This is a genomic window from Pseudomonas sp. Z5-35, from assembly GCF_051131945.1.
Classification (GTDB): Bacteria; Pseudomonadota; Gammaproteobacteria; order Pseudomonadales; family Pseudomonadaceae; genus Aquipseudomonas; species Aquipseudomonas marvdashtae.
Window position 1 is genome coordinate 1,629,959 of sequence record NZ_CP071640.1, and the last position, 25,148, is coordinate 1,655,106.

At 50.9% G+C, this 25,148-nt stretch carries 27 protein-coding genes and 3 pseudogenes; 14 read left to right on the top strand and 16 right to left on the bottom strand.

The features are described from left to right. Nucleotides 1-122 precede the first annotated feature (122 nt). The 3 genes from J3P95_RS07685 (at nt 123) to J3P95_RS07695 (ending at nt 2,794) form a co-directional block, all read left to right on the top strand. Nucleotides 123-347: a DUF2188 domain-containing protein gene (locus tag J3P95_RS07685; protein ID WP_041478933.1), complete on the top strand. Its 225-nt coding sequence runs from the start codon at nt 123-125 to the stop codon at nt 345-347. Nucleotides 348-460: 113 nt separating this feature from the next. Further along, complete coding sequence (locus J3P95_RS07690) at nt 461-991, top strand: hypothetical protein (protein WP_434577992.1); 531 nt, start codon at nt 461-463, stop codon at nt 989-991. 291 nt (nt 992-1,282) lie between these two features. Beyond that, nucleotides 1,283-2,794 (top strand): sensor domain-containing diguanylate cyclase, encoded by a 1,512-nt coding sequence (locus tag J3P95_RS07695; RefSeq protein WP_434581268.1) that lies wholly within the window; start codon nt 1,283-1,285, stop codon nt 2,792-2,794. Nucleotides 2,795-2,810: 16 nt separating this feature from the next. On the opposite strand, the gene J3P95_RS07700 is transcribed toward J3P95_RS07695, so the two are convergent. The 4 genes and pseudogenes from J3P95_RS07700 to J3P95_RS07715 form a co-directional block, all read right to left on the bottom strand. Next, complete coding sequence (locus tag J3P95_RS07700) at nt 2,811-3,401, bottom strand: SH3 domain-containing protein (RefSeq protein WP_434626448.1); 591 nt, start codon at nt 3,399-3,401, stop codon at nt 2,811-2,813. Nucleotides 3,402-3,406: 5 nt separating this feature from the next. Further along, nucleotides 3,407-3,882 (bottom strand): annotated as a pseudogene (locus J3P95_RS07705) (hypothetical protein). Continuing rightward, nucleotides 3,879-4,088 (bottom strand): hypothetical protein, encoded by a 210-nt coding sequence (locus J3P95_RS07710; RefSeq protein ID WP_434581264.1) that lies wholly within the window; start codon nt 4,086-4,088, stop codon nt 3,879-3,881. Before J3P95_RS07710 ends, J3P95_RS07705 begins: the two are co-directional and overlap by 4 nt. Before the next feature lie 158 nt (nt 4,089-4,246). Continuing rightward, nucleotides 4,247-4,501, bottom strand: a complete 255-nt coding sequence (locus tag J3P95_RS07715; protein WP_434577990.1) for an AzlD domain-containing protein — start codon at nt 4,499-4,501, stop codon at nt 4,247-4,249. 12 nt (nt 4,502-4,513) lie between these two features. Between J3P95_RS07715 and J3P95_RS07720 the strand changes: the two genes are divergently transcribed. Beyond that, nucleotides 4,514-5,548 carry a chemotaxis protein CheB gene (locus tag J3P95_RS07720; protein ID WP_434577988.1) on the top strand — a complete coding sequence of 345 codons (1,035 nt, stop codon included), beginning with the start codon at nt 4,514-4,516 and terminating at the stop codon, nt 5,546-5,548. 200 nt (nt 5,549-5,748) lie between these two features. Here J3P95_RS07720 and J3P95_RS07725 read toward each other — a convergent pair whose 3' ends face one another. The 5 genes and pseudogenes from J3P95_RS07725 to J3P95_RS07745 all read right to left on the bottom strand — a co-directional run bounded on the left by J3P95_RS07725 (nt 5,749) and on the right by J3P95_RS07745 (nt 9,312). After that, on the bottom strand, nt 5,749-6,264 hold the full coding sequence (locus J3P95_RS07725; RefSeq protein WP_434626656.1) for a DUF7693 family protein: 516 nt from the start codon (nt 6,262-6,264) through the stop codon (nt 5,749-5,751). A 27-nt stretch (nt 6,265-6,291) separates the two neighbouring features. Next, nucleotides 6,292-6,900: pseudogene (locus tag J3P95_RS07730) on the bottom strand (histidine phosphatase family protein); the annotation flags it as partial. A 68-nt stretch (nt 6,901-6,968) separates the two neighbouring features. Beyond that, entirely contained in the window at nt 6,969-7,970 is a 1,002-nt protein-coding gene (locus J3P95_RS07735) for a metallophosphoesterase (protein WP_434577987.1), read from the bottom strand. 386 nt (nt 7,971-8,356) lie between these two features. Further along, entirely contained in the window at nt 8,357-8,677 is a 321-nt protein-coding gene (locus J3P95_RS07740; protein ID WP_434577986.1) for a hypothetical protein, read from the bottom strand. 167 nt (nt 8,678-8,844) lie between these two features. Beyond that, nucleotides 8,845-9,312, bottom strand: a complete 468-nt coding sequence (locus J3P95_RS07745; protein WP_434626451.1) for a helix-turn-helix domain-containing protein — start codon at nt 9,310-9,312, stop codon at nt 8,845-8,847. Nucleotides 9,313-9,610: 298 nt separating this feature from the next. Here J3P95_RS07745 and J3P95_RS07750 point away from each other — a divergent pair, with 298 nt between their 5' ends. Together J3P95_RS07750 and J3P95_RS07755 are read left to right on the top strand one after the other, a co-directional pair. Then, complete coding sequence (locus tag J3P95_RS07750; protein ID WP_434581261.1) at nt 9,611-10,165, top strand: hypothetical protein; 555 nt, start codon at nt 9,611-9,613, stop codon at nt 10,163-10,165. A gap of 226 nt (nt 10,166-10,391) precedes the next feature. Then, a complete protein-coding gene (locus J3P95_RS07755; RefSeq protein WP_434577983.1) occupies nt 10,392-10,799 on the top strand; it encodes a hypothetical protein in 408 nt (135 codons plus the stop codon). Nucleotides 10,800-11,057: 258 nt separating this feature from the next. Here J3P95_RS07755 and J3P95_RS07760 read toward each other — a convergent pair whose 3' ends face one another. Together J3P95_RS07760 and J3P95_RS07765 are read right to left on the bottom strand one after the other, a co-directional pair. After that, nucleotides 11,058-11,750 (bottom strand): ImmA/IrrE family metallo-endopeptidase, encoded by a 693-nt coding sequence (locus tag J3P95_RS07760; RefSeq protein ID WP_068931345.1) that lies wholly within the window; start codon nt 11,748-11,750, stop codon nt 11,058-11,060. Between the two features lie 189 nt (nt 11,751-11,939). Beyond that, complete coding sequence (locus tag J3P95_RS07765; RefSeq protein ID WP_434577981.1) at nt 11,940-12,425, bottom strand: hypothetical protein; 486 nt, start codon at nt 12,423-12,425, stop codon at nt 11,940-11,942. A 278-nt stretch (nt 12,426-12,703) separates the two neighbouring features. On the opposite strand from J3P95_RS07765, the gene J3P95_RS07770 reads away from it, so the two are divergent. Then, complete coding sequence (locus J3P95_RS07770) at nt 12,704-13,399, top strand: hypothetical protein (RefSeq protein ID WP_434577980.1); 696 nt, start codon at nt 12,704-12,706, stop codon at nt 13,397-13,399. Nucleotides 13,400-13,523: 124 nt separating this feature from the next. On the opposite strand, the gene J3P95_RS07775 is transcribed toward J3P95_RS07770, so the two are convergent. The 4 genes from J3P95_RS07775 to J3P95_RS07790 all read right to left on the bottom strand — a co-directional run bounded on the left by J3P95_RS07775 (nt 13,524) and on the right by J3P95_RS07790 (nt 16,955). Next, nucleotides 13,524-14,114 (bottom strand): hypothetical protein, encoded by a 591-nt coding sequence (locus J3P95_RS07775; RefSeq protein WP_434577978.1) that lies wholly within the window; start codon nt 14,112-14,114, stop codon nt 13,524-13,526. A gap of 93 nt (nt 14,115-14,207) precedes the next feature. After that, complete coding sequence (locus J3P95_RS07780) at nt 14,208-14,882, bottom strand: hypothetical protein (protein ID WP_434577976.1); 675 nt, start codon at nt 14,880-14,882, stop codon at nt 14,208-14,210. A 10-nt stretch (nt 14,883-14,892) separates the two neighbouring features. Continuing rightward, nucleotides 14,893-15,957, bottom strand: a complete 1,065-nt coding sequence (locus tag J3P95_RS07785) for a hypothetical protein (RefSeq protein WP_401352629.1) — start codon at nt 15,955-15,957, stop codon at nt 14,893-14,895. Beyond that, nucleotides 15,954-16,955: a hypothetical protein gene (locus tag J3P95_RS07790; protein WP_434577974.1), complete on the bottom strand. Its 1,002-nt coding sequence runs from the start codon at nt 16,953-16,955 to the stop codon at nt 15,954-15,956. Before J3P95_RS07790 ends, J3P95_RS07785 begins: the two co-directional genes overlap by 4 nt. A 153-nt stretch (nt 16,956-17,108) precedes the next feature. On the opposite strand from J3P95_RS07790, the gene J3P95_RS07795 reads away from it, so the two are divergent. Together J3P95_RS07795 and J3P95_RS07800 are read left to right on the top strand one after the other, a co-directional pair. Further along, nucleotides 17,109-18,164 carry a hypothetical protein gene (locus J3P95_RS07795; RefSeq protein ID WP_434577972.1) on the top strand — a complete coding sequence of 352 codons (1,056 nt, stop codon included), beginning with the start codon at nt 17,109-17,111 and terminating at the stop codon, nt 18,162-18,164. A 167-nt stretch (nt 18,165-18,331) separates the two neighbouring features. Continuing rightward, on the top strand, nt 18,332-19,225 hold the full coding sequence (locus tag J3P95_RS07800) for a hypothetical protein (RefSeq protein ID WP_434577971.1): 894 nt from the start codon (nt 18,332-18,334) through the stop codon (nt 19,223-19,225). A gap of 1 nt (nt 19,226) precedes the next feature. Here J3P95_RS07800 and J3P95_RS07805 read toward each other — a convergent pair. Beyond that, a pseudogene (locus J3P95_RS07805) lies at nt 19,227-19,612 on the bottom strand (histidine phosphatase family protein); the annotation flags it as partial. A 138-nt stretch (nt 19,613-19,750) separates the two neighbouring features. On the opposite strand from J3P95_RS07805, the gene J3P95_RS07810 reads away from it, so the two are divergent. The 5 genes from J3P95_RS07810 (at nt 19,751) to J3P95_RS07830 (ending at nt 25,098) form a co-directional block, all read left to right on the top strand. Then, a complete protein-coding gene (locus J3P95_RS07810; RefSeq protein ID WP_434577969.1) occupies nt 19,751-22,009 on the top strand; it encodes a hypothetical protein in 2,259 nt (752 codons plus the stop codon). 35 nt (nt 22,010-22,044) lie between these two features. After that, entirely contained in the window at nt 22,045-22,548 is a 504-nt protein-coding gene (locus J3P95_RS07815) for a hypothetical protein (protein WP_434577967.1), read from the top strand. Then, nucleotides 22,541-22,942: a hypothetical protein gene (locus J3P95_RS07820; RefSeq protein WP_434577966.1), complete on the top strand. Its 402-nt coding sequence runs from the start codon at nt 22,541-22,543 to the stop codon at nt 22,940-22,942. Before J3P95_RS07815 ends, J3P95_RS07820 begins: the two co-directional genes overlap by 8 nt. 76 nt (nt 22,943-23,018) lie before the next feature. After that, nucleotides 23,019-23,387, top strand: a complete 369-nt coding sequence (locus J3P95_RS07825; protein WP_101220365.1) for a histone-like nucleoid-structuring protein, MvaT/MvaU family — start codon at nt 23,019-23,021, stop codon at nt 23,385-23,387. A 286-nt stretch (nt 23,388-23,673) separates the two neighbouring features. Next, complete coding sequence (locus J3P95_RS07830) at nt 23,674-25,098, top strand: protein kinase domain-containing protein (protein WP_434626457.1); 1,425 nt, start codon at nt 23,674-23,676, stop codon at nt 25,096-25,098. Nucleotides 25,099-25,148 lie beyond the last annotated feature (50 nt).

Genomic DNA, 25,148 nt, shown 5'->3' on the forward strand with positions numbered 1-25,148 from the left:
ACGTCCCTAGAAAACTCAAGGGGGTCTCCGTAAGCATCCAGAATGCCGCCAATCCGTTCAAACTCTTCGGTTCTCCTATGGTCAACCTGAAAGGTATTGATCTCCACGTCAGAGGTGAGCCAATGGATAACTATCACATCAAAAAAACGGAAAAACTTTGGGAGCTCGTCAAAGAGGGCGCGCAACGCGCCTCCAAGACCGCATCTACCAAAGCAGAAATTACCGAGATAGCGAGCGAGTTTCTCCAAGGAAAAACAGCCTCTCTCAAAATTCACAAAGAGGACGGCACGATCCAAGAGGAACGTACATTTCCTCGATCAGCGGATCCAAGGAAAACAAAAGGCTGAACCAATTCTCTGCCCTGGAGGCGGTGCGCATTGCACCGGACTGCTGTGCAAGCAGCCAACCTAGATGTATCCGGTCATTTCAAGTGAGCTCGTTTTAAACACAGGTGCTGATCATGGTAATTGCATGCCTAGGATGGGGATCGTTGATTTGGAAACCGGACACCCTACCGCTTGCGAGCGAATGGTTTATGGACGGCCCGGTGTTGCCCATCGAGTTCGCCCGAGTCAGTGATAACGGAGACCTTACGACAGCCATATGTGCGAACGCCCCAGGGTGCAAAGTGCTTTGGGCGGTACTAGATCTGGACAACCTTGATGACGCGCGCGAGGCCCTAAGAATTCGAGAGGGGGTTCCTCAAGATCGGGAGGATGGCATCGGCAGTTTCGTGGTCGGTGCGACGGCAGAGGGAGTCATTGCTGAATGGGCAATCCACCGCCAATTGGACGCGGTAATTTGGACTGGACTGCCACCAAGGCTTAGAGGCATTGAAGGGCTAGTTCCCGCAGCCGAAGACGCTATTGCCTATCTTGCCGGCTTAAGCGGAGAAACACGTGAGCATGCGCGCGACTACATCGGAAAAGTGCCTTCCCAGATCGATACACCTTACCGGCGCGAGATCCTGGCAAGGCTTGGGTGGCAGTGATTGATATACCCCCCACACGAACGTCGCTGCCACAATTGAGCATCGGTAGCGCTGCGCAACTGGCTGCAAATATCTTTAGCAGCCAATGGGGGTGAGTTTTCGCACCATCAGTCGAAGGGGTGTTTAAGGCGTTTTACAAGGTGGCGCAGGTATTGGATTTTGGGCGCTCTGTCAATGTTCGACGCGTTCCGGGGGCGCTCAGAAGCTGCGGGCGAATGCTTTGATCTTTCTTTAGATCTACGGTATGAAGATTGCTCTGTTAAGCCCACCGCAAATTTTGACGACGAAAAAATGACGCTCTTCTTACCGATATCAGCAAGGCTGACACCTAAAGCATTGTCTCTTTCGCTGATAGGTTTCATTCTTCTAGTTTGTTTTTCGTTGACCCTCGCAACCGCTTGGCAGATGGTGAAGTCGTCCGGCGAGCGAGTAGACGCGGCCAAAATAACTGTTTCGAACATTGTCCTTGCCGCAGAACAGCAGGCACGTGACACGATGCTGCAAGCCGACAATACCTTGCGAGATCTCGCTGAGCGTGTAGCGCACGATGGGATTGGCCCCGATCAACAAGAGCGCTTAGCGAAGCTGATGGCCCGACAGGTGAGCGATATTGAAGGCATTCAGGGGCTTTTCATCTTCGATGCACAAGGCAATTGGATGGCCAATTCATTCTCTGAAGGTTTGCAAACTAAAAACAACAGCGACAGAGCGTACTTCATTTATCATCGTGAGCATGATGACCAGTCCATCCACGTAGGCTCCATAGTTGAAAGTCGTACGACTGGCGACATGGTGATTCCAATCAGCCGGCGTATTGAAACAGCTAATGGAGCCTTCGCGGGGGTTGCTTTAGCCACTGTTCCGGTTTCTTATTTTCAAAGCTTTTTCAAGCGTGTGGACGTTGACGACGAAGGAGTAATTTTCCTAGCACTCGATAACGGCGAGCTACTCGCCCGACGCCCGACAGTCGCAGCTTTGATGACGACCAATCTTTCCAAAGGTGAGATCTTTAGCCGGTATCTACCCCAGAGCGATAGCGGTACTGCAATTCTCAAATCCGTTGTCGATGGTGTTGAGCGGATCTATGCCTATCGTCGCTTGGCTGGGCTGCCTATCGTCGCAGCAGCCGGAGTGTCGTACGAGCATGTATTTGCTCCTTGGTGGTCATATGTTTACCAATCGACTGCACTGGTAGGTTCCATCATATTGGCATTGGCATTTCTAGGCAGCTTGCTATATCGGCAGATCCAACAACTGCTTGTTGCAGAGCGCGAGCTCAAAGTAATCCGCAGAGAGCTAGAGGTGATTGCCCATACAGATGGTCTCACTTCTCTTGCCAATAGGAGAAGTTTTGACTTGGCTATGGACAAAGAATGGAAGCGTGCCACGAGAAATCAGACAAGCTTAGCCTTAATTCTTTTGGATATAGATTTATTCAAACAATATAATGACCATTACGGTCATTTGAGCGGCGATGATTGCCTTGTGCACGTAGCGAACCTTATTGCAGCCAACGTCAACAGGCCAGGTGATATCGCTGCTCGCTACGGTGGGGAAGAATTTGTAGTTCTGCTTCCGGACACCGAACTCGCAGGTGCGGTTATGGTTGCAGAAAACATAAGACTTTCCTTGTTGAGCGCAAAAATTCAACATTCAGCGAGCCCATTTGGCATAGTCACAATAAGCTCAGGTGTAATCTCTACTTGCAAAGCAGGGGATGAGAATTACAAGAATTTCCTCCTCAAAGCTGACCGTTTACTTTACGCCGCGAAGTCAAAGGGAAGGAATCGGATAGAAAGCTAGATCGTTTTCATATCCATCAAACCCCATAGCGCTTGTTTCCACCTGAGGTAATGCAGTACCGACCGCCTCTTGGCCCGATACAAACGTTTCCGGAAGAACAAGGACAGGAAGATCCATAACTCGGCGTTTGTCGAGGAGTAGGCTGAGGAGCAGGTCTCGCCTGACGGACTGGTTGCGGCTTGGAGACTGCGTAGCAATTCGCGCCGTCACACAGGCTTTTAGATGATAGCCATTTAGCTGGCTGACCATCCACGCTGATGCGAACCCAATCATTTTTCTTTTCGAAGACTTGAACCCTGTCGCCACGTTTCAAGGTCGAGATGACCTTTCCTCCAGGCTGGTTCCGCAGGTTCAACCGATCCGCATTTACAAACTGATCGACTGGTACGCTCTGTACTGGCTGGGTCGCTGGTAGCGGAGCAGAAACTAAGACGTTCGGCGTGGGCTGCTGGCTGAGCGGAACCTTAGCGGGAGGCGTGTCTTTCTTGCTTATTGCCCAAAAGACAGCGAAGAGAATTAGAAGCGGGACAAACCACGACTGAGTTTTTTTACGCATATCCATTGCCCTCGTCCAGTTCGCACCGAACCTGTGGTTGCATCCCGGCATTTACGTTACTGCAAGCTTAGCCAAGCTTCCACTTTCTGCAGCCTGCCGACATTGAGGAACTCCGGCTTTGCCACGCCGAGTACCTCAAATAGTCGTTGGTTCTCTGATGGGGATGGAAGCCACTCATCAATCATGAGATTGCAGTGCTCGGAGTCGCTAAGGGCCCATCTCGCGATCATGTCCGCTGCGGCTCTGTAATGATCCGCCATGTACAGCCTACGCCCTCCACAGACCACCTACGCTGAGCGAGTGGTTCGGTAACGTCCATGACACCCAAATTTCCAAAGAAACCGGCGGTGTCAGGATAGTGAATACCCGCAAGAGACACCTTGGCCACGCCGGATTCTCGCTCGAAGTAAGACAGGAAATGCCATCCTCCCGTTGTACTACCTGGATCTGGAAAATTGATCGCAGCTTTCCCGGTTATGTAGTGCTCGCGTGAGACGCGTTTGAGATCAAAATCGACCAGTGGCTGCATCATGAGAGATTTTTGAGCCGGGCTAGACCTTGCTTGATGTGGCCCGCGTTCTCGCCGATTGTGTCAAGCGCGCCACGGATGTTTTCTCCCAACTCGGCTTGGCCCTGAGCTTCAATCTGGAGAGTCAGCTCCATCAGGGCGGCCTCTAGGGCGAGTTGGTTCTGGTACATCCTTTCCAAAATATCGGGCAGTGAATATTCAGTCACGATGCACGTTTCCCTCAGGCTAAAAGAACAGCATAGCAACCGGATAGCTTAAAGAATTGCGTTACCCCTCAAACCACGGCAGGGCGCTGATACGGTTCAGGTAAGTCAAACTCGACGGAAAAGCGGCTGCCCAGGCCGCAGCAACTGGGCCGACAACCAACTCAAAGGTTTCGCCATAGGGTCGCTACGGCAATGCCCGCAGCAATCGCTGGCAAAGGTTTTTTCGAAACCAGCGTTATGATGCCCGTCATCAACAAGGCGAGACGGGCGCCATTGCCACCTGTAACCGCTAAGGGTGTGAGGACAGCTATCAGGATTGAGCCAGACATCGCACTGATGAATTGTTGCACACGGTAGCTTATGGGCACGAAGGACATGACGAAAACGCCTTCCCTGCGTGCTCTTAGATTAAACATAGGAAAATAATCGTGAATGGTAAATTGGATGCTAGTGCACGAAACGTTGTGGTTATAGGTACTTCTGCGGGTGGTGTTCAAGCCCTTATGTCGTTCTTTGAACATCTCCCTTCAGATTTGCCAGCTGCATTTCTCGTGGTGCTGCATATTCCCGCTCACGAGCCAAGCGTGCTTCACAGCATCCTCTCAAGGGTGACTAGGATGCGAGTCAAGGCGGCTCAAGACGGTGAGCGTCTGGAGCCGGGCACCGTTTATGTGGCCGTCGCGGATCGTCATCTGGTGGTGACGGTGGAAGGTATACGCTTGACGCGCGGGCCAAAGGAATGCCGAGCTCGGCCTGCTGTGGACGTGTTATTTCGTTCAGCGGCGGTGAGCTATGGCGCCAGAGTAATAGGCATAGTCTTGTCAGGCGCACTTGATGATGGCACCGCTGGGCTTTGGGCGGTGAAAGATCGAGGTGGCTTGAGCTACGTTCAGAGTCCCTCAGAAGCGATGCTCAGCTCTATGCCTGAAAGTGCCATACAACACGTTGAGATCGATTTAGTTGGCTCGGTTGAATCCATCGCACGTGAGTTAGCCAAAGTGGTCGGCACCCTGGCTGGTCAACGCTCTCAGAGCGAAGTAACAACAAGCCATCTAGTCGAAAATACCATTGCCATAAACGGCAACGGTTTAGAAGCCGGCGTCATGGATCTCGGTAAAATTTCTAAGTTCACCTGCCCGGATTGTCACGGAGTCTTGGTACAGATTCATGAAGGATCAATCGTGAGGTTTCGCTGCCACACCGGTCACGCGTTTTCCATCAAGTCGCTGATTTGTGAGGTCAACGCCGCTATCGATACCGGACTTTGGGACACTTTGCGAGCAGTGGAGGAGCGGATTATGTTATTACGCCAGATGGCCGAGCTGGCGAAAGCAGCAGGTACGCCCAATGAGGCTTCTGAGCTCTACAAGCAAGCTGATGCTGCAGAACGGCGCCTTGAGTCATTGCGTAGTCTAGTGCTTGATCCGACTTTATTCGGGCATGATGACGCTAACGGCAGCTAACCGAACCAAGACCCTCAGCGTATCTCGCCGAGTTTGCCGCGATAACTAGCTGATCACCACAAACTCGGCGGTAATCATGCAAGCGCAGCGCGCAGGCGTGAGGATGGAAGCCCGGAGGCCGAGACGCTTGCGTTACGCCAAGGCTTGGTTCAAGACAGCCGTTCCCTAGTAGGGGCACGCAACGATACGTTAAATCAGACTCACAACTCCTTCAGCATCCGCTCTAGTGTCTGATGCTCCCATGTGCTGAGCAGTGCTATGGGATCTGTGCCAAAGCGATCTCCAGAGTCAAACGACCACCGCCGCCCATCTGGACTTACGCATTCTTCGCAGTAGTCAAGCTCATCGCAATCGTTGTAAATCGATACATCCCAACCGTCTACATTGATCAGGAAGTGGCCGGCGTAAATCTCGTCCCACGATTCATGACCAACCTTACTCATGACGCTGCGACCGAAAATCGCCTCCCTCAGTACCTGGGACACCTCTCTTGCGAAGAGCTCAGCCGCAGTGTTTTCGCTAACGCTACCTACCTGGGATGAACCCGCTGCCGCTCTGGCCTCTTTCAGCCTTCGCTCAGCGTACATAGCCGGATCATCACCTGGCAGCGGATAGCCTGCGGCTGAGAGAGCTTCGGCGCGCTCTTCAATAAGCAGGCGCTCAGGATCACGGGCGACTTGATAGGCTCTGCCCGGCACGCGCCAGGTGGCATCCATTCGTGACTCCTCGGCGGCTGACCGGCTTACTCTCCACCCGGCTTGGTCGGGATCTTTCGAAAGCAGGCACCCACCACAATTGGGCACTTGGTTCGCGATCTCATACTCACGCCAGTCCACCATAGCTTCGCCATCAATGCCCAGAGGTTTGCGCTCAATCAGCCAAGCTACAGCGTTGATAACCTGACCATGAGTAAACGCTACGATGTCTTGGGCGGGATGTTCTGCAAGACGCTTCAGGAAAGACTGAGCTCTAGCTATGAAATCTAGAAATGACTCAGCGCCGTCACCATCCGTGAAACCAGGATCTGCTTTGGCCCAATATGCGTCCACCCAACCTCGTCTCTGGGCAACGGTCGTATCGATACACCGTGCGGGCTCAAGATAGGTAAATTCGTGGATGGGCCAAGTTTCAAATGGGATATGCGGGAAAGCCGCTGCGGTCGCCATAGCGGTCGAATGGGCTCGAGTAAAAGGCGAGGCAACGATAAGAGCCGGTGCATGGTTAAACGACAGTGCCACCAAGTGCGCTTGCTCAACTCCTTTCGGAGTGAGAGGAATGGTCGCGTGATCTAAAGTGGCTTGGCCTGCGTTCGCAGCGCTCTCTCCGTGGCGGATTAGCCTGACATGCTTCATTAACCATCTACTCGCACAGGTTAGGCCGTCATTTCTCTGAGATCCCCAAGATTACTGGTACTCAACCTTCAATCAAGAAGTCTCGATAGCAACCCCTCTATCTGGGTGCCTGCATGCTTGAATTTCAGCTCTTCGAGCTTAGCTGCCCTTCGTTCCCCGGTGAGCAGGCTGAGTCCGTGAAGCGCGTTAAGTAACTTCTGAGACTCATTAATTTCCGAACCCAAGGTCAGCCAGATAGTGCTCACTCGACGAGCCAACTCGTCGGCCTCATGGCTCAAGCTTTGCGCCTCAATAAGCCTATTAGCATGGATGGTTGCTTTCAGATTACCTGCCGTATGCTCAAGCTCTTCCAGTAACTCGGTAACGACGTCCGCTTGGTCAAGTGACACTGCACGCCCTTCGACGTAAATTGTGTCGTCCTGAACGCAATAGATAGCGAGTGGCCCTTCCCCCCCTCCCGTGCAATCGAGTGCCAGAACGTTTCCTAATCGAACCGGCTCTGGAATCCAGGTGTGCCCTGTGCATACACGCCATGCCCCTTTTACACCTTCTCGATGGTGCTTTTTGATCCGCTCGCGCCCCCATAGCGCAATCTCTTCGACAGCAGGGATCGAGATGTCTCGAGCGAACTCGATCCATGACATCCCGGCAGGGACATCAGCGTGAGCAACGCCAACCAAACCGCGAGGGGACTCAATTTCTATGACTGTGGGAAGGCTCTCAAGCTTTCCAATTATCATCTCTTTCGATTCGTCGGCTATGGTCGACCACCAGCCTGCACCATGAGCTACGTACCGAGCGCTAGGGTTTTCCCTGTAAGCATTGATAAGCATCTGCTCATGGTTACCTTGAACAGTGAAGAACCACGGCTCACCAAGAAGCTTCAGACCGTCGAGGACTCCAGGCCCGCGATCTATGAGGTCACCCACCCCGATGACTCGGTCGGTAGCTTTGTCGAAACCTAGCTTCAACAATCCTTTATGAAGATCAATCGTCTTGAAGTGGATGTCACCGACGACGAAGTCGCGACCGACCTCGTTCCGGGGAAGCCTCTGGACTTTCTGACTCATGCGCGGGGTTCCTTCCTCAGTGGCCAGCTACCAGGTGAGCAAAACCGTATTGTCCACCCAGCAACCCCACCTTCCAACAGAAATATGACCAAGCAGGATGACTACGCTCCATTGCTTTGGGGCAAGCGGAGCGCGCAGGCCAGTAGGCCGGAGGCGCGAGGATGGAAGCCCAAAGGGCCATGACTTGGCGTCAGCCATGGCATGGTTTACGACAGCCGACCCGATAGGGCGCGCCATAAACCGCGATTTGCTCAGATTGTCTTCAGCAGTCGTTCGAGCGTCTGGGCTTTACGTAAACGGACGGAACCGGCTGATAGCTGCCTGGCGCTAGACTGCTATCGGCCACCTGAATCGCATAGGAATGCGCCCTGCAGATCCAAAAGCAGCTACGTCGGATTGCACTTTTCTCCGGCCTTATTTGCCTTGGAAGCGGCTTTCACTGCCTCGCTAACCAGCTTTCCATTTTGAGGGTTCATTGACTTATCCGGGCCATGCAACTCGTAATAGCCAGCAGGGCCATCCGGCATCAATTCTCTGCTGTAGCTCTTGAACACATTACAGGAAGTGGTTGCGCCGCAGCTCTGAGTAGAAAGTGAAGCGATACAGCTTTCGGCAAGCAGCTTCAGCTTTGTCATCTCCGCTTCCACAGTCTGTGCCTGCGCATCCGCCACAATTAGCAGCAAAGCTACGCCTAAGACTTTTTTCATCAAAACACCTGCTCTCTTCTTTAGTTGAGGGCAGACCTTACCTCTGCGAAATTAGAGCAACCACTCAAAACCGAGTCAGAAACTGCATGAGCGAATGCAGGAGAAACGGTTGGTCGAGTGGGATGGTTACGCCAGGGTGAGTCAAGGATCGCTGATGTTCTGCCGGCTCAGGTATTCCAATATTTTTGGACAGTGCTTCGCGCAACGCCGAGCTTTTCGGCGATTGTTTTCCTGTCGAAACCTTGCGCTTTCAGGGCTCGAATGTAATTCGCATTAACGGGCCGCTTTGGCTTGCCTTGGGAGCGCTTGATGAGCTTTCCGTCACTGAATTGCTCCTCTACCAACTGCCACCCTCCAGACATCTCGAATTCCCTGACACGCAAGGCAGTACGTTGCAAAGCCTCGGATGGAAGTTCGTCACCCTGCGCAGCAATGGCGAGAGTGACCATAGTCAAAAGGTCGAGCCCTAGATAGTCAGCGATCTCGTCCAGTTTCTCCAACGTCGCGTTCGCTCGGGCCTGCTCAAGCTTCCCTACGTACGTTCTGTGCGTTGCCCCCGCCAACTCTTCGTAACTCAACCCCTGATGAGCACGAGCTCCACGCAATGCTCCTGCCAGCGCTTCTTTCAGATGCATGAGTCGGATCCTCAAAACTGAGGATAGAGCCACGGCAAGCGTGTTTCGATAAACAGACTATGGTGATATTATCGTGGCATTAGGTTTGTCAGGCGGTCGTCGATCAAGGCGCCACGGTGTCAGGAGCGATGGTTTGATCAGGAGAGCGGGTGGTGGAACATGGCTCGGTGGCCTTGATGCGAGCCGCTCCATAGAGCGTGCATTGGATAGCCTCCGCATGCCTCCCTGCAACCATCATAGAAGGCTTCCTGGCATGAACTGAATGCGGTTTTTTAAGCGAAGGCAGGGATAGTGAGTGATGAAGTTCGATTGCGTGAAAGTTTCAGGAAAAGTTGACTACGTCCGATCTGTTGATCGAATGAACGGCGGACATAAAGCTAAAGTCAGCATTGATGGTGCAGTTATCCCGAATTTGCAAGTGTCGAACAAGTTTTACGAAGAGTTAGAGGTCGGCGAGAGTGTAACTCTGTATGGCTTGTTTAAAAGAAATAATGACAAAGAAAAAAACACAGGCATTTTGTACGGCTTAGCAAAGCAAAACGGCGAGAAATCATTTGCAACCCAGTATAGATATCAAGTCCCGCTTTTCCTGACGGTCACTGCGGCCATCGCATTTTGCTTAACTTTCGTCGCCGGCTGGATAGCTTCGATATTTCCAGTGCTGTTTTTCTTCGGGGAAAATTCAGATTATATGTATACTACTACGGTATTTGCAGTAATTGAGTCGAGCTTGGTTGCCGCCTTTTTCCTGTGGAGGGCATGGTTGATGTTCAACGCTACGTCTGATCCTGAAGCTTGGGAAACTACTGAAGCTGCAGTGCTATCGAGTCGCTTCAGTAAGCTCCATAAGTAATAATCCTGTACGTAGGGCACGGTTACACCTGCCCCGGCTTCGGCCTCGCTGCGCCAGACTTTCCTTTCCATGCGAGTATCAGGCAAGCGGAGCGCGCAGGCGTGCAGGATGAGCGCCCATCGGGCTGAGACGCGGCGCAGCCGTGGCTCAGTTCTCGCCAGCCTTCCGCCGCAGGCGGCACGCCATAGCTACTGCCCGATATCAAATCAACAAGGATGCGGCTGAAATGACCCACGATGAACTCCGTCAGCTTGAGGGCGCTAGACGAAGGACTCTGTGGGCACTTGCCAGCCTCCGTCCTGGTGATCCCAACGCATCCGACCTCCTTGCCATCCTCGATGATCTCGACGACCAAGAGCGAAACGACACCCCCTGTAGCGATAAGCCACTCGACCTCATTCAGGTTCGTAACTCTGTCTCGGTGGAGCGTCATCACTCCGGAATCGACATCATCTTGGAACATACCATTCCGCAACCCTGGAGGGAGCGTTTCCATCAGGCAAGCATCGGGTCGACCAGGTTGGTCGATGGGCCATACGCCTCAGGCTGGGATAAATTCCTGGCGAGTTGGGAAGCAGAGATGCGACACCTGGAGCAGCATCGGGCCGCAAGAAATAAATCTAAAAAAGACTGAGCGGGTGAGGGCATGGGACAAGACGATGACAAGGTGTACTGCGATATCCAGATGCCGCTAGCCCAAGGGCGAGAGCTTCTGGAGTTAGTGAATGCACTGCGAGAATCGAAAGCTCATCCGCGTCTCGAAAAAGTCTTCGAGCACATGCAAGACGAACTCAGTACATCCATCGATTTCGTTGAAACCCCACCAACCAGGGACTTGTTTTGGCCGACGCACCACTGAACATCGGCACTAGAGCATCAAGGGGGATAGATGCTAAGGCCAGCGTACTAGCTGAAGCTCCTTGATTCGAATCGCCATCGCAATATCCGAAACCCCAAATTGAACCGAAAGTGGAATCAAATTACGGTTATTGAACCGGGCACACCTTGCCAGCGAAATCTCTCGATCAAGCGAATCCCTTTCTGCGTTCAGAAGCGACCATGGATCTGAAGGGTTGAGGTGGTAACAGGTGGTATCGGTGAAAGGGAAGGGGCCCTTCATTTGAAATTGAGCAGCAAAAGCATCCAGTAGAAGTCGGGCTGGTATCAAAAAACACGCCGCAAAGTAATCAGCCTCCCTTTCCTTGGGAGGACGACTTTGTCCTCGTGCCGATCCGTCCAAAGGCTTATCACGATGCATCACCTCATCTTCATGAAGCACAAAGTGACCGACCTCATGTGCGCCGGTGAACCGGATCACATTCATTGGGAATTCGGTGGAAACTGCTATGCGTCGAATCGAGCGATTCATTAAGCCAGCAGCCTTGAAGCGCTCTCCCTCTCGCCCGAACAGTGGAGAACCCAGGTCAGGAAGGAGCTGGTAATCAAGTCCTAAAATATGGGCCGCAACCTCAGGTGCCAGCATCTGAAATGGCGTCAGGTGTCGGTTTGGCCATAGGCGTTCTTGGTTGTCCCAAATTTCCTTATGAAGACGATGGGCTGCTTGCTGAATGCTTTCACGGTTCATAGCTTTTTACACCATATGATGTGCTGCTATTGCAGAATAATCACCATATGTAGTGTTGTCAACGACCTGTAATGCCAAGGTGATGTCGGGCTAAAGACATGAGTGGGCTCCCGGTGCTCGTGCGCTGGATACTCCAGCCCAGAACCCATCTCGGTGCTTGCTCTGTTGCGATCTAGACTACCGACTACCCTAGCTCAAGGTTTGCGTACGCAGCCACGCTTCCACTTTTTGCCATCGGCCAACCTCGGAAAGCTCTGACCTTGCTGTATCTAGAGTCTCTAGCAGTCGCTGTCTTTCCGCACGAGAGGGGAACCAATCATCGATCTCTACGTTGCAGTGATTAGACTCACTCAATGCCCATCTAACGATCATGTCCGCAGCGGCTCGGTAGTGATCGGCCAGGAACAGACGTCGGCCCTCCACAGACCATCCACGCTTTGCTAGCTCATCGGTCACGTCGATGATGCCAAGGTCACCAAAGTAGGCTGCGGTGTCAGGATAATGGATGCCTGCCAATGACACTTTGGTCTCGCCGGATTCCCGATCAAAATAGGAAAGGAAATGCCACCCACCCGTGGTGCTTCCAGGATGTGGAAAATTGAAGGCGGCCTTGCCTGTTATGTAGTTTTCGCGGGATGCGCGTTTGAGGTCAAGGTCGAAAAGCGGCTGGGCCATGAGGGCTTTCCTGAATTTTTGAGCGCCGATTCGGTTAAGCGGAGCACACCCCAGTTCGTGGTGTAGCGCCCCATCGAAGGGTGGAGGATCGCGTTGTTCTAGTTGATGTAAATCATAACCGTATTAAAGCGCGTGGCGCATCACTACGCTTTGAGAAGAATGCTGCGAGCTAATAGGTAACGCTCGAAAAATACCAGTGAAAAAATATCGTAGTTTCGCTAAGGGATTAGTGAGTGCCGCCGATGGTATGTGTTCACTAATTAGCTAAGGGGCTGTGCGTGTCTGACGGTATATTTTCTGTGATCAAGAGTGTTTTTCCCACGTTCGTGGCTGGAGCCAAAGATCTACAGCGTTCTATAATTACTCCGACCGAATTTTTCAAAGATATGAAGCTACGCAATTACTGGTGTGCGCAAGCCAGCTTGATCGGGCTCGTAATGGCCGTTGCTTTATCTCTTCTAAGCTTTCCATCGCTGAAAGGGATTGGGATAGAACTGAGTAAAGACTTTGTAGCCGTCATGGTTGTCCTGAATTGCATGCTCCTGATCCTCTATGGAGCTTGCTTCTGGTTAGGCGCACGCTTCATGTTTGGAAAGGGGGCGCTGTTTTCTACGATCAACTCATTTTTTTATATCTCGATTTGCCTAGTCTTTATGAAGATCGCTGAGATGCCAGCGCTGGGTTCGAGAATGACAGCTTTAGTGCATAGCTGTGAGCTTGGGGAATTTGGAGCGAATGTCACTGCAGCGATATCCGCAAGTTCTATTTCGAGGGCGTCGAACTTTTTAATCGGCGTATTTTACCTTGCATTTACCGTTTGCTCGGTAAAACTCCAGCGAGGCGTCAATGACTTCGGTATCGTAAGGGGAGTGGTGTCCGCGATTTTCGGGATGATACTCCTAAGTTTAGCCGTTATTTATATCCAAGAACCTGCAGTGTACGCAGTGGTCTGCGGCTACCTAGGAGAAAATTAGCTAGCTATGTTTCAATTGGTTAGCTAGTTAGCGTCACCTCGCTGTAGATCAGCGATTAAGATGGCTCATAACGGTGCCATGGATGTTTCTTTGCGTCAACAGCCATGGCACCGTTATCGAGGGTTCAGAACAGCCGGGGTGGCCCGAATTCTTCATCAATTCTTTCACCCCATCTTGAGTTTTCTGGTTCGTTAGCGGCCCCTCCTAATATTTTAACAGCGTAGGCGCGGCACACTTCCAGAAGCGAGGGAGGGATATATTCCAGTAGCCCTTTGTATTCTTTGTCGTCCCCGTCACGGTATTGGTACAAATCAGCGCACCAAAGATCGTAGACCCAGTCACTGATCTCCTCGTCGCTTTGCGGAAGGGCAACCAATTCTTTGACGAATTTATTCAGGTGCTGACGCTCCCTCTTCGAAAAGCCTCGGGTGGTTAGGCTAAAAAACTTCAAAGCCTTTATAGCTGGTCTGACTTGCCAGGTAAGCGAGTCAAGGGAGTCTGGAGCTCGCATGAGCGGGACTAGCTGATATGGGTTGAGATCCTCGCCCGTGTCAACTGCCACCGAGCGTATTATTCGATCAAGATTGAAACTTCTACGGTCGCTTCGAAGGTGGCAAAAAGCATCGATAGTATTATCAGCTTCCTTGCGCAGGTCTGATATCTCCCTCTCTGTGACTTTGCCTGTGCCGTCTTGGTATCCAATATATATCCGCATCGTCTTGCCTAATGTATATTCAACAGTAGAGCCACAAATGTCCCTGAGGATGACTCAGTTAGATCTCGCTACCTTATTTCAGCTGAGATGCATTCATTTCTTGAGGCCGGCCATTAACGTTGTCTCAATGTACGACTGCACCCGAGGGGTAAGGTCACCGCTCAGCTTACAAATTCCGGTTCTAGTGAACCCTACCTGGCCCGTCAGACCTTTGTAGCGCACCGAGTAGGATCCTGCGTCCACGACTGAGTGCGACAAACCAAAAGCTTCGACGCTCTCGGGATCAATTCCGACTTTGGAGGCGATCTCAACACGTGCGGTTGCAGCAATGGAGCTAATGGATCCTGATAGTTTTAACGAGTTCAGAGTGATCGTCTGGAAGCTTTTGATTGAGTCTTTGACTATTTTATCAGTGACAAATATTTGCTCGCAGGTAAATCCGAAACCAAGTATTTTGTCTAGACTGTTGAGGAGCTCTTTAGAGGAGCGGGGCGGGTCTTCCATTCGGAACATTAGCTGGTCAGTACCAAGTAATGTCACCCTTTGGCTACACGTTGACACGACTTCATTTTGCTTGCTGATACCATCAAGGTCTATAGACGTAGCATATATAGATGTTCTCCAAAAAAATTGGAATGAGCGCTCTGGAATATTTACTATGAAACCACTATTTAGTGAGGGATCGTACCGGCTCTGCGCCAGTTTCTGTAGAAACTCATCCACAGAAAAAGGAACTCGAACGGCATACCACTTGAATCTTGAGATCATTTTTGCCTCACTATTTTATAGCTACCATGGCTTTTTTAGCGGACGTCTCAATCGCCTTCGATAGTTCATCAATTTCAGGTTTTAAAGGAGTTCTGGAGCGAGGAAACTTTCCATCAATATTTGGATGGACTGACTTCAACAGAACAGAGAATTTATGACAGTCTTTAGGGTCTGCAAAAGACGCCTCGAGCTTATAAATATCACCGTTCCCTAATACTCGCTTAGTGAGCCAGCAAATTTTTACAATAAAGTAAGTGTCCGATGATACCAAGTCATTAAGAATGCCTGACCTGTTCACACCGTTTCCACGGAGCAATACTTTTTCTATGTGCGTTTCGTCTTCGTCGCTTGTTAGGTCGTCTCTATCCTCATCGGATGGCTTAGGCTTGTACACGTAAACGTCCGTTACATCCCGCTTGCTAAAGCCCTCAAGACCATCGATTAAGTCAATAAAGAATTTCGTTCTTACTTGAGGTGATGGTTTGTCAAAAAGTGTGACAATAAACTTTTCAATCTGGGTAGGTGCTTGCGTTGTTATGCTTGATACTATTTCATCCCGAATTTCGTTGGTGAAATCATTTTGGGGCGAAACAATACTGTATCCATTTTCCGTTTTGGTAAACTCGATTACTGCATCCTTGACAACGAGCTGTGCGAACTCAGATTTTTTGTAATCGAATCTGGAGTATTGGATGGTTAAACTAAAGTTGTCACCCTCTCGTGAGATGTAAGCGTTATCTCCTGATTCGATAATCTCACGTTTTAATTCCTCGATAGCTGAGCGAACATCGTTGACATCCAGTTCTCCCACGAGCTCCACTGTTGTTGAGCGCTCCCTACGTGGAGCTATTCCGATTTTTTCGGAAATGAGCTTGTGATCGTAGTAGTCATGAGTAAGTCGGGAAAAATAATCAGCCAATACTTCGCGGTCTGTTGCCTTGGAGACGATAGTATTTCTATTTCTAAATAAAGTGGTCAACGTCTGTGCGTCAACTTTATGTTTTTGTACGAGCGCATCAAATACGTTTTTGTCAGATGCGAAGTAAAGTGCGGGGCCAAATTTTCTCTTTTTCATTCTCTCCACCCCATCCATGCGATATTGTAACCATCTACCATCGATGTGATAGAGGAGATTTTTATGTCGTTTAGAACCTGCTCCCGTATAGGATCGAATCCCCACATTTTTGCGTATTTTGTTTTCGCAAGGTTGAAGTTCGCCGTCACATCGTGATGTGGGGATTTATGGGTGACACGAATTTGGACTTCTTTTCCCGATTCTAGCATTTGGTATCTGGACAGACTATCGAGGAGATATTCAAACTCTTCAGGCGATGCACCGGGTCTGTTGTAATATACGACGTAACCAGCCTGTGAGTTGTTCCCTGCCTGTAGGTTGCTGTGCTGCAGAATAAGGTAGGGACTGGTAAGCGCTTCTACAGTCGCTGGTTGTCCCCAAACATCACCCTGCCGGTGTCGCATTACTAAGTCTGGATAATAGAATGTATAGTCAGGCGATATTTTGCGCTGGTGAATTAATCGCATAATGTCATTTGCGATGCTGTATAAGCGCATCAAATCCTCAGGGCCGAAGAAGTGAAGGCAAACATTGGCCGGAATAGGGATGGAATCGAAGCCTATATTATCGATCAGGTCGCCAAACGCTTTGTGGTAGCCATGATCATGATTGTGGACGATCAGTAGTCCGCGAACCTCATGCTCTTCAGATGTATCTATGCTGAACGTGCTTCTCCAAGATTCAGAGTCCTGCGCGCATTCAATAGACATGGCCAATGCTTTAAAAGCCTCGCGAACCTTTGTTTTGGTGATTGATTCTTCTTTGTAAGCTTTCAAGTCGGAATGAAGGTAGATTGTCGATCCGAGGTATGGATCTTCATAGAAAAAAATCACATCGCCAGGATGCTTGTCCTTAGGTTTTTTTGTAGGCGTAAGATGGTGAGGGCAGTGACAACTGAAGTTTTCATTCCAACGGGGTTTTATTTCCCATTTAAAATAAGAAAATATGTCTTGGACTAGCGCCTCAGCAATTTCGCCAATATTTACTGTTTCCGACATGGTGCATCCCTAGCAAATTTTCGGATTGGCCTATAGGCTACTGGCCATCATAGCAGCCCTCTTGGGATTTGTAGTCCCTTGGCGCTTGCCAATTTGGATCAACGGCTCTGTCCCCGAAAATTGATCGGTAGACCATCTGGAATGGAGATGCCAATGGTTGCACGAAATAAAGGACGTAACGCGTTCCGGTCTGGTTTGGCCTTTACCTCACTCGTCGCTGAGCTCTTGCGTCGCTTAGGTAAGCAGGATGTCAGACAGGAACCTGAGGACATCATCGGCTTCGAGCCGGATATCATCTTTGGCGGTTCAGATGCGCTGACGTTGGTTGAGCTGAAATTTTACCGGCGAACATCCCCTCCAGGGGCAACATTGTTTATCAGAGCACTGGAGTTCACCCAGGAATCCCGTAGTCGGATTGGAGCGGATAAAGGAATCCTAGTTATTTCATGTCCTTTGTGGCCAAAGTTCGCCGACATTATTGGGAGTTTTCCTGACGTCGACGTTTGGGATGAGAAAACGCTATTTGACCTTGCGGCACCGTTTCCTGATATTCGAGATCAGCTTGAAGCGCTTCTGGAAATCGACTCCGCTAAAGAACCTGTAATTGATCGCTTAGTTTACCCTGTTGTAGCAAGTCCAGGTATGAGGGGTAATAACTTTGAAGCTCCACCTAAGAAGGGTAGGCAGTTAGCTGATGAATTGCTCGCCATTGAGCGAGGTCGGCCTATGGCTTTTGATTTTGAAAGTGCCACTATTAATGCTCTCAAGTATTTATTTGAGCATGATCTTTATGGCTGGCATGAGCAATCACGAACTGTGGACGGACTTCATCGTCGCGATTTGGTGTGTCGAATACTATCAAAATCAGCCGAAGTGTGGAGGTTGATGTTGGATGGCTTAGGCAGTAGGTATGTGGTGTTCGAGTTCAAGAACTGTACCAAGCCTATTACACAGAATGAAATTATTACGACGGAGCGATATCTCTATCCAGCCGCTCTAAGGAAGGTTGCAGTTGTAATCTCGCATGAGGAATGTGCTGAGTCTGCCACTTCGGTCATCGCTGGAGCCATGCGGGAGCATGGGAAACTGATAATACCTATAACTGTGCCTGAGATCGTAAATCTCCTTATTGCCAAAGATGAAGGCACTGATCCGAATAGCTACCTGTTTGATCGAGTAGATCAGTTTTTAATGGGGCTTGGAAGATAGGTTGATTAGGAGTTTTCCTAAAATGTGAATTCGTTTTTTTATAACTTGAGTGGCTTGCTTGGGGGGGGTTATATAGTATTTTAAATGTCTAGAATTATTAGCGTTTATTAAAAATCTGGCGCTGCCGGTCTGGTGATATCCGACACACGAAAAAATAGGAAGAAAGAATGCGTAGTTTTCAAGGGGCGGTGCTGTTTGTAGATATGCTCGGCTTCAGCGCTCTCACTCGAGGGAGACTCAAGCTCACGGAATCAGAATACCTACCTTGGAAAATCAAGCCTGAAGGAAACTTTCCGCACCAGTTGCTTGCTGCTCAGATTTTGTTGGCTTTTCGAAAGGTGCTGATGCGGACAGGCCGACGGTTTAAGTCCGTGAAGCTCGCGCAATTATCAGATTGTGCATTCCTATGGTCTGAGGATCTTGGTGCGGTTACTGACGCGGGACGTTTCTTGATGCACGAAGCAATCGGGACAGGATTGCTATGTAGGGGTGGTCTTGCGTATGGAGATATCCATGAGCCGAATAAAATTGATCGGTCGATTGGTGCTTTCATTGTTGGCGATGCTGTGACTAGGGCCGCGACCTATGAGACTTTGGGCAAGGGAATGCGAGTTTTTACAGATGCGGACACTGCTGCTGAGATCCTACTGAAACGACCGGGTGAGTCGTTCCAAGGGCTTGTCAACCCTCTGGTAGGAGAAACGGTCGATGAATGGCTTTGGTACGCACCTGATCCATCCCTGGATTCTACGCGGGACTTATTGGGGTTGAATGCTGTGGTTAATCAGCTGGTGTCATGTCACACCATGCTTCGCTATTCACCACGTTTGGCATGGAATGCGGTTTCACCTGAAGGTTGTCGGCAATTGGCGTGTTCGATTGTGGCTATTTCGGATTCCATGCAAAAACTTTCGCAAGGCTACGGAGACTATCAATTCACGGTCGAGTACCTCATGGGGGCAATGCAAATCCGCAAGGATGCCGTTCGTGAAAGGGTGCACAAGCAGTTCTCTAGGGAGCTTCTGGAAATGGCAACGTATCGTGGACTATGTGATCAGTGACTCGGAATATGAAGTCCAGAAACAATTCGGCACCCCGAGTCATACCTGAATGCAGGATCGGATCTAGACCAGTATGGGTCGACCAACTCACGCCGTTGGGTGACGGGCGTGTTCGCGCACCTACCTAACTCGAGATACGTGAATTCCTGAGTTGGCCAAGTTCTCATGCGGGACGGCCATTAACTTTGCCACTCTAGCCATAGGTGTTGACGCAGCTCAAGAGAAGGGAGAGGCAACGAACAGATCGGGAGCACTGCGAAAAGAGCAGGCCACCAAGCACGCTTGCTCAACCCCTTTCGACGTAAGAGGAATTGTCGGGTGATCCAGGCTGGCTTCGTCGGCGTTGGCAGCGCTTTCTCCATGAGGGATCCACCTGACCTGTCTCATAAACCGAATATCCTCCAATTCGATCTCGCCAGTAGGGGAGTAGGTGCGCTTCTGCTACTGCAGCCCCGGCATTATTGCAGTTCCGCTATGATGGCTTTCTGTCCTACCCCTAGATTTTGCTGCAAGGATCGAATGCCCATGACGCCGCCAAAATACGACCTTCACCTCTTAGGTTGGCATAGTTTTCAGCAGCTGTGCATGGCGGTAGCCTCAACAGTTTTGGGCCAAACAGTCGAGACGTTCCTTGAAGGAAATGACGGAGGCCGCGATGGTGGGTTCAAGGGGACGTGGTCTCCTCAGCCAAACGAACTGTATGAAGGCGAATTCGTCATCCAGTGCAAGTTCACATCGCGCCGTGATCACAATCTCACTCTATCTGATGTGACTGGTGAGCTTGAAAAGGTGCGCAGGCTCGTCGCTAAAGGAAAGTGTGATGTCTATGTCCTGATGACAAACGCAGGCTGGACAGGGGATAGCAATCTCAAAATACGGTTGGCGTTTGAGGATGCTGGGGCCAAGCACGTGCTTTTGCTGGGCTCTACTTGGATCTGCGAGAAGATCCAGCTGAACAGTGATTTGCGCATGAACGTGCCCCGACTCTATGGTCTTGGCGACCTTAGCCAGATCTTGGATGGGAGACGTTACAAGCAGACGAAGGCGCTGCTGACGGAGCTTCCCGACCTTTCAAAGCTCGTGGTGACGGGCACCTATCGCAAGGCGCTTCAAGCCCTTCAGCAGCATGGCTTTGTTCTGTTGGTTGGAGAACCCGCAGCAGGTAAGACAACGATTGCCTCACTCATGGCCATGTGTGCGATGGATAAATGGGGGAGCCTAGTATTGAAGCTGGAGAGGCCCGAGCAGATAAGAGATCACTGGAATACTGAAGAAGCATCGCAATTCGTATGGGTTGATGACGCCTTCGGGGCCATGCAGTACGAAGCAGACTTGGTGATGGAGTGGAACCGGATTCTTCCCGCTCTCACGACCATGATCCGAGGCGGGCATCGGATAGTTCTGACCAGCCGTGACTACATTTACAACAGCGCCCGACGTGACCTCAAGAAAACAGCATTTCCTCTGATGGAAGAGAGCCAAGTTGTCATCGACGTCAAAGAGCTGACCTCCCAGGAAAGGTCAGAAATCCTCTACAACCATGTGAAGCTTGGAAACCAACCACAGCGGGTTCGGACGGTCTTGAAGGAATTTCTTCCTGCAGTGGCAGCTCATAGTCGGTTCGCTCCGGAGACTGCTCGGCGCTTGGGGAGCGTTGAATTCACCAAAGCGCTAAAGATTGACCAGAAAAATATCGACGAATTTGTCGCGAAGCAGGAGCGATGGCTCGTCGAGACGATGCAGGGAATGGATGACGAGAGCCAGGCCGCACTTGCTCTTCTCTACATGAAGCATGGAGCAATCGAAAGCCCGGTGAGTCTGTCTAGCGGCGAGATGCAGACAATTGAGAGGTTGGGCGGTAGCCAGGCCGGGTGTATCCGAGCTCTTGATAGCCTCCGGGGAAGTTTTCTTCAGATGGCGGATACAGCTGATGGACGTTTCTGGCGATACAAGCATCCTACGATTGGGGATGCGTTTGCGTTGATACTCGCCCAGAGTCCTGAACATCTGCAGATCTTTGTGGATGGAACACCGATTGAGCGGTTGATGGAACTGGTGACATGCGGCAACGCAGGGGTTCAAAACGCTACGATTTTGCCTTCAAGTATGTTCGCAGAAATCGCGAACCGGTGCTGTGAATACGTTGCATGCGAGGGCGACATGGAGCGCACCAGGCGGGGAAGGCTTTATTCTTTTCTGCAGCGCAGGACAAATGACGTGTTCTTGGTCATCTACTCGAAAACTGATGGAAAGCTGCACTCCAGCTTGGTTCGTGACTTCGCGATAAACCTGTTCACGAGGTCATCTGATCTAGCGCTCCGCCTGCTACGGCAAGGGCTTTTACCTGAGTCAGCACGAGAAGCGATTTCCACCAAGATTCGGGACTTTGTCTTTGATCATGATGAGCTCGGGCACATCTACGATAACGAGATGCATGAGTTCTTCACTAGCCACGAGCGTGAAGAATTCTACAGCGATGTACAGAAATATGTGCTGCCTGACCTAGACAGGGTTCGCAAATCCCTGCAGGAATCGTATTGCTACGAAAACGATCCTGATAACCACTTTTGTGATTTTATTGATGAGCTAGAGGGTATTTACGCGGCCTTTCCGGAATGGCCCGGTATGGAGGATGTGCTCGATACCCAACGGCGTCGAGTTGACGATTGGGTGAGTGAGGTCTCGCAAGAGCGGTATGAGGAACCAGCAGTCGGACGGAGCGATTTGATTCGGCCATCTGCAACGGGTGGAGGGCGTGACATCTTTGACGATGTAGATCTCTAAACTAGGTAAAAAGGGTAAGGGCTACGGAGGAGAGGATGAAGCTATTTCTGGACTGTGAGTTCACCAAGCTCAACCGAGACACGAAGTTGATTTCGCTGGCACTCGTGTCCGAGGCACGCCATGAATACTACGTTGAACTCACGGACACCTACGTAGTGGGAGACTGCAGCGATTTCGTGATCCTGAACGTGCTGCCTCAGCTCAACCTAGCGGCGCACGGGCAAACCTTGGTCGAAGCCCAATCCTCACTGCTCGCTTTCCTGAGTGATCTGGAAGGCCCCCTCGAGGTTTGCTCCGATGCTCCAGAATGGGATTGGGATCTCTTCTGCCAACTAGCCTACGTAGATCATCGTTGGCCAGGTAATGTTGCCAATCGCGCGACTAACCTGATCCTGCTATTCAGGCATCTCGAAGCGGATGATATCGGCGACGTGACGCTCCCGGAACTTCCACATCACGCGCTGCTGGATGCTCGCCTCTTAGCCGACCTTTATCGTCGACTGACTGCCGGTTCCAATCGAGGCGCTGAACATGGCTGATGATCTTCGTACGGTTGAGTCTGTTAGGCGCAAAGCCCTCTGGACACTTTCGCACCTGGTGCCGGGCGACCCACAAGCTGTCGCTATTTTGAATGTGCTTGACGACATTGAAGACCAAGAGCGCGTCGACTTAAACCAGAGTCATCCACACCTCGATATTGATGCTGTCCGCAAAGCAGTCCTGATTGAGCGCCACAGTTCCGGTATCAACATCGTTGACGAGGCCAGTATTCCACAGCCGTGGCGTGAGCGTTTTCTACAAGCGAGCATCGGCTCGACGCGCTTGGTCGATGGCCCGTACGCCCATGACTGGGACAAATTTCTGACTCAATGGCAGGGTGAAATGAAGCACTTGGATGCTCACATGTCTGCAAGGCGTGAGCATCAGCGTTAGGCGTATGAGGGCCCTTCGATTGTCTACTTTGGATAGTGCTGACTATACTGGCAACACTAAATATCTGAGGTGTTACATGTCCCGTCTCGCTGAATTCCGCGCGCTTGAACAGCAGCTTGCTGCCCAATTGGCAGAGCTTGAAACACTGAAAAACGATGATGGCCTGAAGCGTGAGATCGAGTTCGAGAAGAAGCTCCGCGATCTTCTGGGCGAGTATGGTTACAGCCTGCGCAACATCGTCGCGATTCTCGATCCGCAATCTTCTAGCCGCCGCGCTCCTGCAGTCGCTGAGACCAAGGGCGTCCGCAAGGCGCGCGCCATCAAGGTTTACAAGAACCCTCACTCAGGTGAAGTGGTTGAGACCAAGGGTGGCAATCACAAAGTGCTGAAGGAATGGAAAGCCGAACATGGTTCCGATACGGTCGAGAGCTGGCTGGCCCAGTAAAATCTGTTGAGTACAAATGTAGGGCCTTGCGGGGCCCTTCTTTATTGGGATAGGAAATGCTTCGTTCAGCAGCGCTTGAGTTGACAACGAGGTTCGGCATTGCCCGTCAGAGCAAGCTCTTTTGTCCGCGTTTTATCAGATATCTGAATGTGCTCGAGAAAGCAGGATCTACCCTAGACTTCGCTTCACCGAACCGCCGCCTCGATAGGTAGGGGGTCGTAGCATCCCACTGTAAGCCGCCTTGCTTTTTGAAGGCATTTGAATAACACCTAAACGAGAGCATGTTTTGAGCAGGATTGAGCAAGGTGCGGTTTTTGGTCAGTGGACATTGGGTCAGCTCCTCGGCAAGGGCGGCAATGGCGAGGTCTGGGAAGCCACAAATGAAGGTGGAGAACGCCGAGCGATAAAAGTCCTCATACGCGGCGGCACTGATGAGCCATATCAGCGTTTTTGTCGAGAGATAGAGGTGTTGAAGGGGCTGGGCATCCCAGAGGGAATCGTGCCTCTACTGGACAGCTATATTCCGGCGAATCCTAAGAGGGAGAGACCTTGGTACGTCATGCCGTTAGCTGTGCCTTACTTGGACACCATAGAGCACAAGAACCCATTCGAGATTGCCACCGACTTTCAGACTCTGGCAAAGACTTTGAGTCGGCTGCATGGCGGAGGTATCTCTCACCGAGATATCAAGCCTGCTAACTTCTTGGTTCTGGACGGTCAGATTTGCCTCTCAGACTTTGGTCTGGTGAAGCTCCCAAACGCAGAAGGGTTGACACCCGAGCGCCGGGACGTCGGTGCGAAATTCACTATGGCACCAGAAATGAGGAGAGCACCAATTGAGGCCGATGGACAACTGGCAGACATTTATTCGTTAGCAAAATCGCTCTGGATGGTTCTGACCCGTAGGCCGTTAGGGTTCGATGGGCAGTATGACCCGCGTACTTCAGTAGGGCTACGCCACTACTTTCCCGAACTCTACCTGACGCCACTTGATGAGCTTTTAGCTACCTCTACCGACCACGAACCCAGACAGAGGCATCCTCTTGAGCATTTCATAGAGATGTTGGAGCAATGGAAGGGCATCAATGACGATTTCGATACCAGAAATGGGCATGAGTGGCGAGAGGTCGCGGATAAAATATTCCCGTTAGGGACGCCAGCTAGAGCTCAGTGGGAAGACCGGCTACAAATCTGCGCTGTGCTGAATACCGCCGCATCGAGTTCCGGGTTGAATCATATGTTCTATCCGACAGGAGGGGGAATGACGCTGATAGCGGCAGACCTTGCTCCGGAAAACGACATGATTGAGCTGCAGGTCAGTGATCGTATGTTTGAAATTTGCTGTCCAGAGCGCCTCTATTTTGAGTCATGTGCCGGGAAGCCAGAGTGGAATTATTTCAGGCTTGAACTCAAACCTATCTATCCTGCGCTAGATAATGATGCTTTCGTATACCTTGAACACTCTGAGGAGCTTACTGAGATCGCACCTGGTGTTTATGCACCTCTGAATGCCTGGTTCGAAAATGAGTATCGAGGCAGACCTCTGAGTGAGGAGGCAAGGCGTGTCACGCGATTGTCACGCGGCAGCTTCGTGATCTTCAGCACTTCTTCTGTCTATAATCGCGTACCAGGTACCTACGACGCCCGGCATAACACCATGTCCGCTGACGAATTCAGGGCCTATATTCAGCGGAGCGCTAGTAGGAGCTAGGTGGTAAGGATGAACCAAAACCCTTTCCAGCCTAACCCAATTGCGCCGAT

Coding starts and splice junctions, on each gene's coding strand:
- J3P95_RS07685 (WP_041478933.1), top strand. CDS start 123: ATGGATAACTATCACATCAAAAAAACGGAAAAACTTTGGGAGCTCGTC.
- J3P95_RS07690 (WP_434577992.1), top strand. CDS start 461: ATGGTAATTGCATGCCTAGGATGGGGATCGTTGATTTGGAAACCGGAC.
- J3P95_RS07695 (WP_434581268.1), top strand. CDS start 1,283: ATGACGCTCTTCTTACCGATATCAGCAAGGCTGACACCTAAAGCATTG.
- J3P95_RS07700 (WP_434626448.1), bottom strand. CDS start 3,401: ATGCCGGGATGCAACCACAGGTTCGGTGCGAACTGGACGAGGGCAATG.
- J3P95_RS07715 (WP_434577990.1), bottom strand. CDS start 4,501: ATGTTTAATCTAAGAGCACGCAGGGAAGGCGTTTTCGTCATGTCCTTC.
- J3P95_RS07725 (WP_434626656.1), bottom strand. CDS start 6,264: ATGGATGCCACCTGGCGCGTGCCGGGCAGAGCCTATCAAGTCGCCCGT.
- J3P95_RS07735 (WP_434577987.1), bottom strand. CDS start 7,970: ATGAGTCAGAAAGTCCAGAGGCTTCCCCGGAACGAGGTCGGTCGCGAC.
- J3P95_RS07740 (WP_434577986.1), bottom strand. CDS start 8,677: ATGAAAAAAGTCTTAGGCGTAGCTTTGCTGCTAATTGTGGCGGATGCG.
- J3P95_RS07745 (WP_434626451.1), bottom strand. CDS start 9,312: ATGCATCTGAAAGAAGCGCTGGCAGGAGCATTGCGTGGAGCTCGTGCT.
- J3P95_RS07750 (WP_434581261.1), top strand. CDS start 9,611: ATGAAGTTCGATTGCGTGAAAGTTTCAGGAAAAGTTGACTACGTCCGA.
- J3P95_RS07755 (WP_434577983.1), top strand. CDS start 10,392: ATGACCCACGATGAACTCCGTCAGCTTGAGGGCGCTAGACGAAGGACT.
- J3P95_RS07760 (WP_068931345.1), bottom strand. CDS start 11,750: ATGAACCGTGAAAGCATTCAGCAAGCAGCCCATCGTCTTCATAAGGAA.
- J3P95_RS07765 (WP_434577981.1), bottom strand. CDS start 12,425: ATGGCCCAGCCGCTTTTCGACCTTGACCTCAAACGCGCATCCCGCGAA.
- J3P95_RS07775 (WP_434577978.1), bottom strand. CDS start 14,114: ATGCGGATATATATTGGATACCAAGACGGCACAGGCAAAGTCACAGAG.
- J3P95_RS07780 (WP_434577976.1), bottom strand. CDS start 14,882: ATGATCTCAAGATTCAAGTGGTATGCCGTTCGAGTTCCTTTTTCTGTG.
- J3P95_RS07785 (WP_401352629.1), bottom strand. CDS start 15,957: ATGAAAAAGAGAAAATTTGGCCCCGCACTTTACTTCGCATCTGACAAA.
- J3P95_RS07790 (WP_434577974.1), bottom strand. CDS start 16,955: ATGTCGGAAACAGTAAATATTGGCGAAATTGCTGAGGCGCTAGTCCAA.
- J3P95_RS07795 (WP_434577972.1), top strand. CDS start 17,109: ATGGTTGCACGAAATAAAGGACGTAACGCGTTCCGGTCTGGTTTGGCC.
- J3P95_RS07800 (WP_434577971.1), top strand. CDS start 18,332: ATGCGTAGTTTTCAAGGGGCGGTGCTGTTTGTAGATATGCTCGGCTTC.
- J3P95_RS07810 (WP_434577969.1), top strand. CDS start 19,751: ATGACGCCGCCAAAATACGACCTTCACCTCTTAGGTTGGCATAGTTTT.
- J3P95_RS07815 (WP_434577967.1), top strand. CDS start 22,045: ATGAAGCTATTTCTGGACTGTGAGTTCACCAAGCTCAACCGAGACACG.
- J3P95_RS07820 (WP_434577966.1), top strand. CDS start 22,541: ATGGCTGATGATCTTCGTACGGTTGAGTCTGTTAGGCGCAAAGCCCTC.
- J3P95_RS07825 (WP_101220365.1), top strand. CDS start 23,019: ATGTCCCGTCTCGCTGAATTCCGCGCGCTTGAACAGCAGCTTGCTGCC.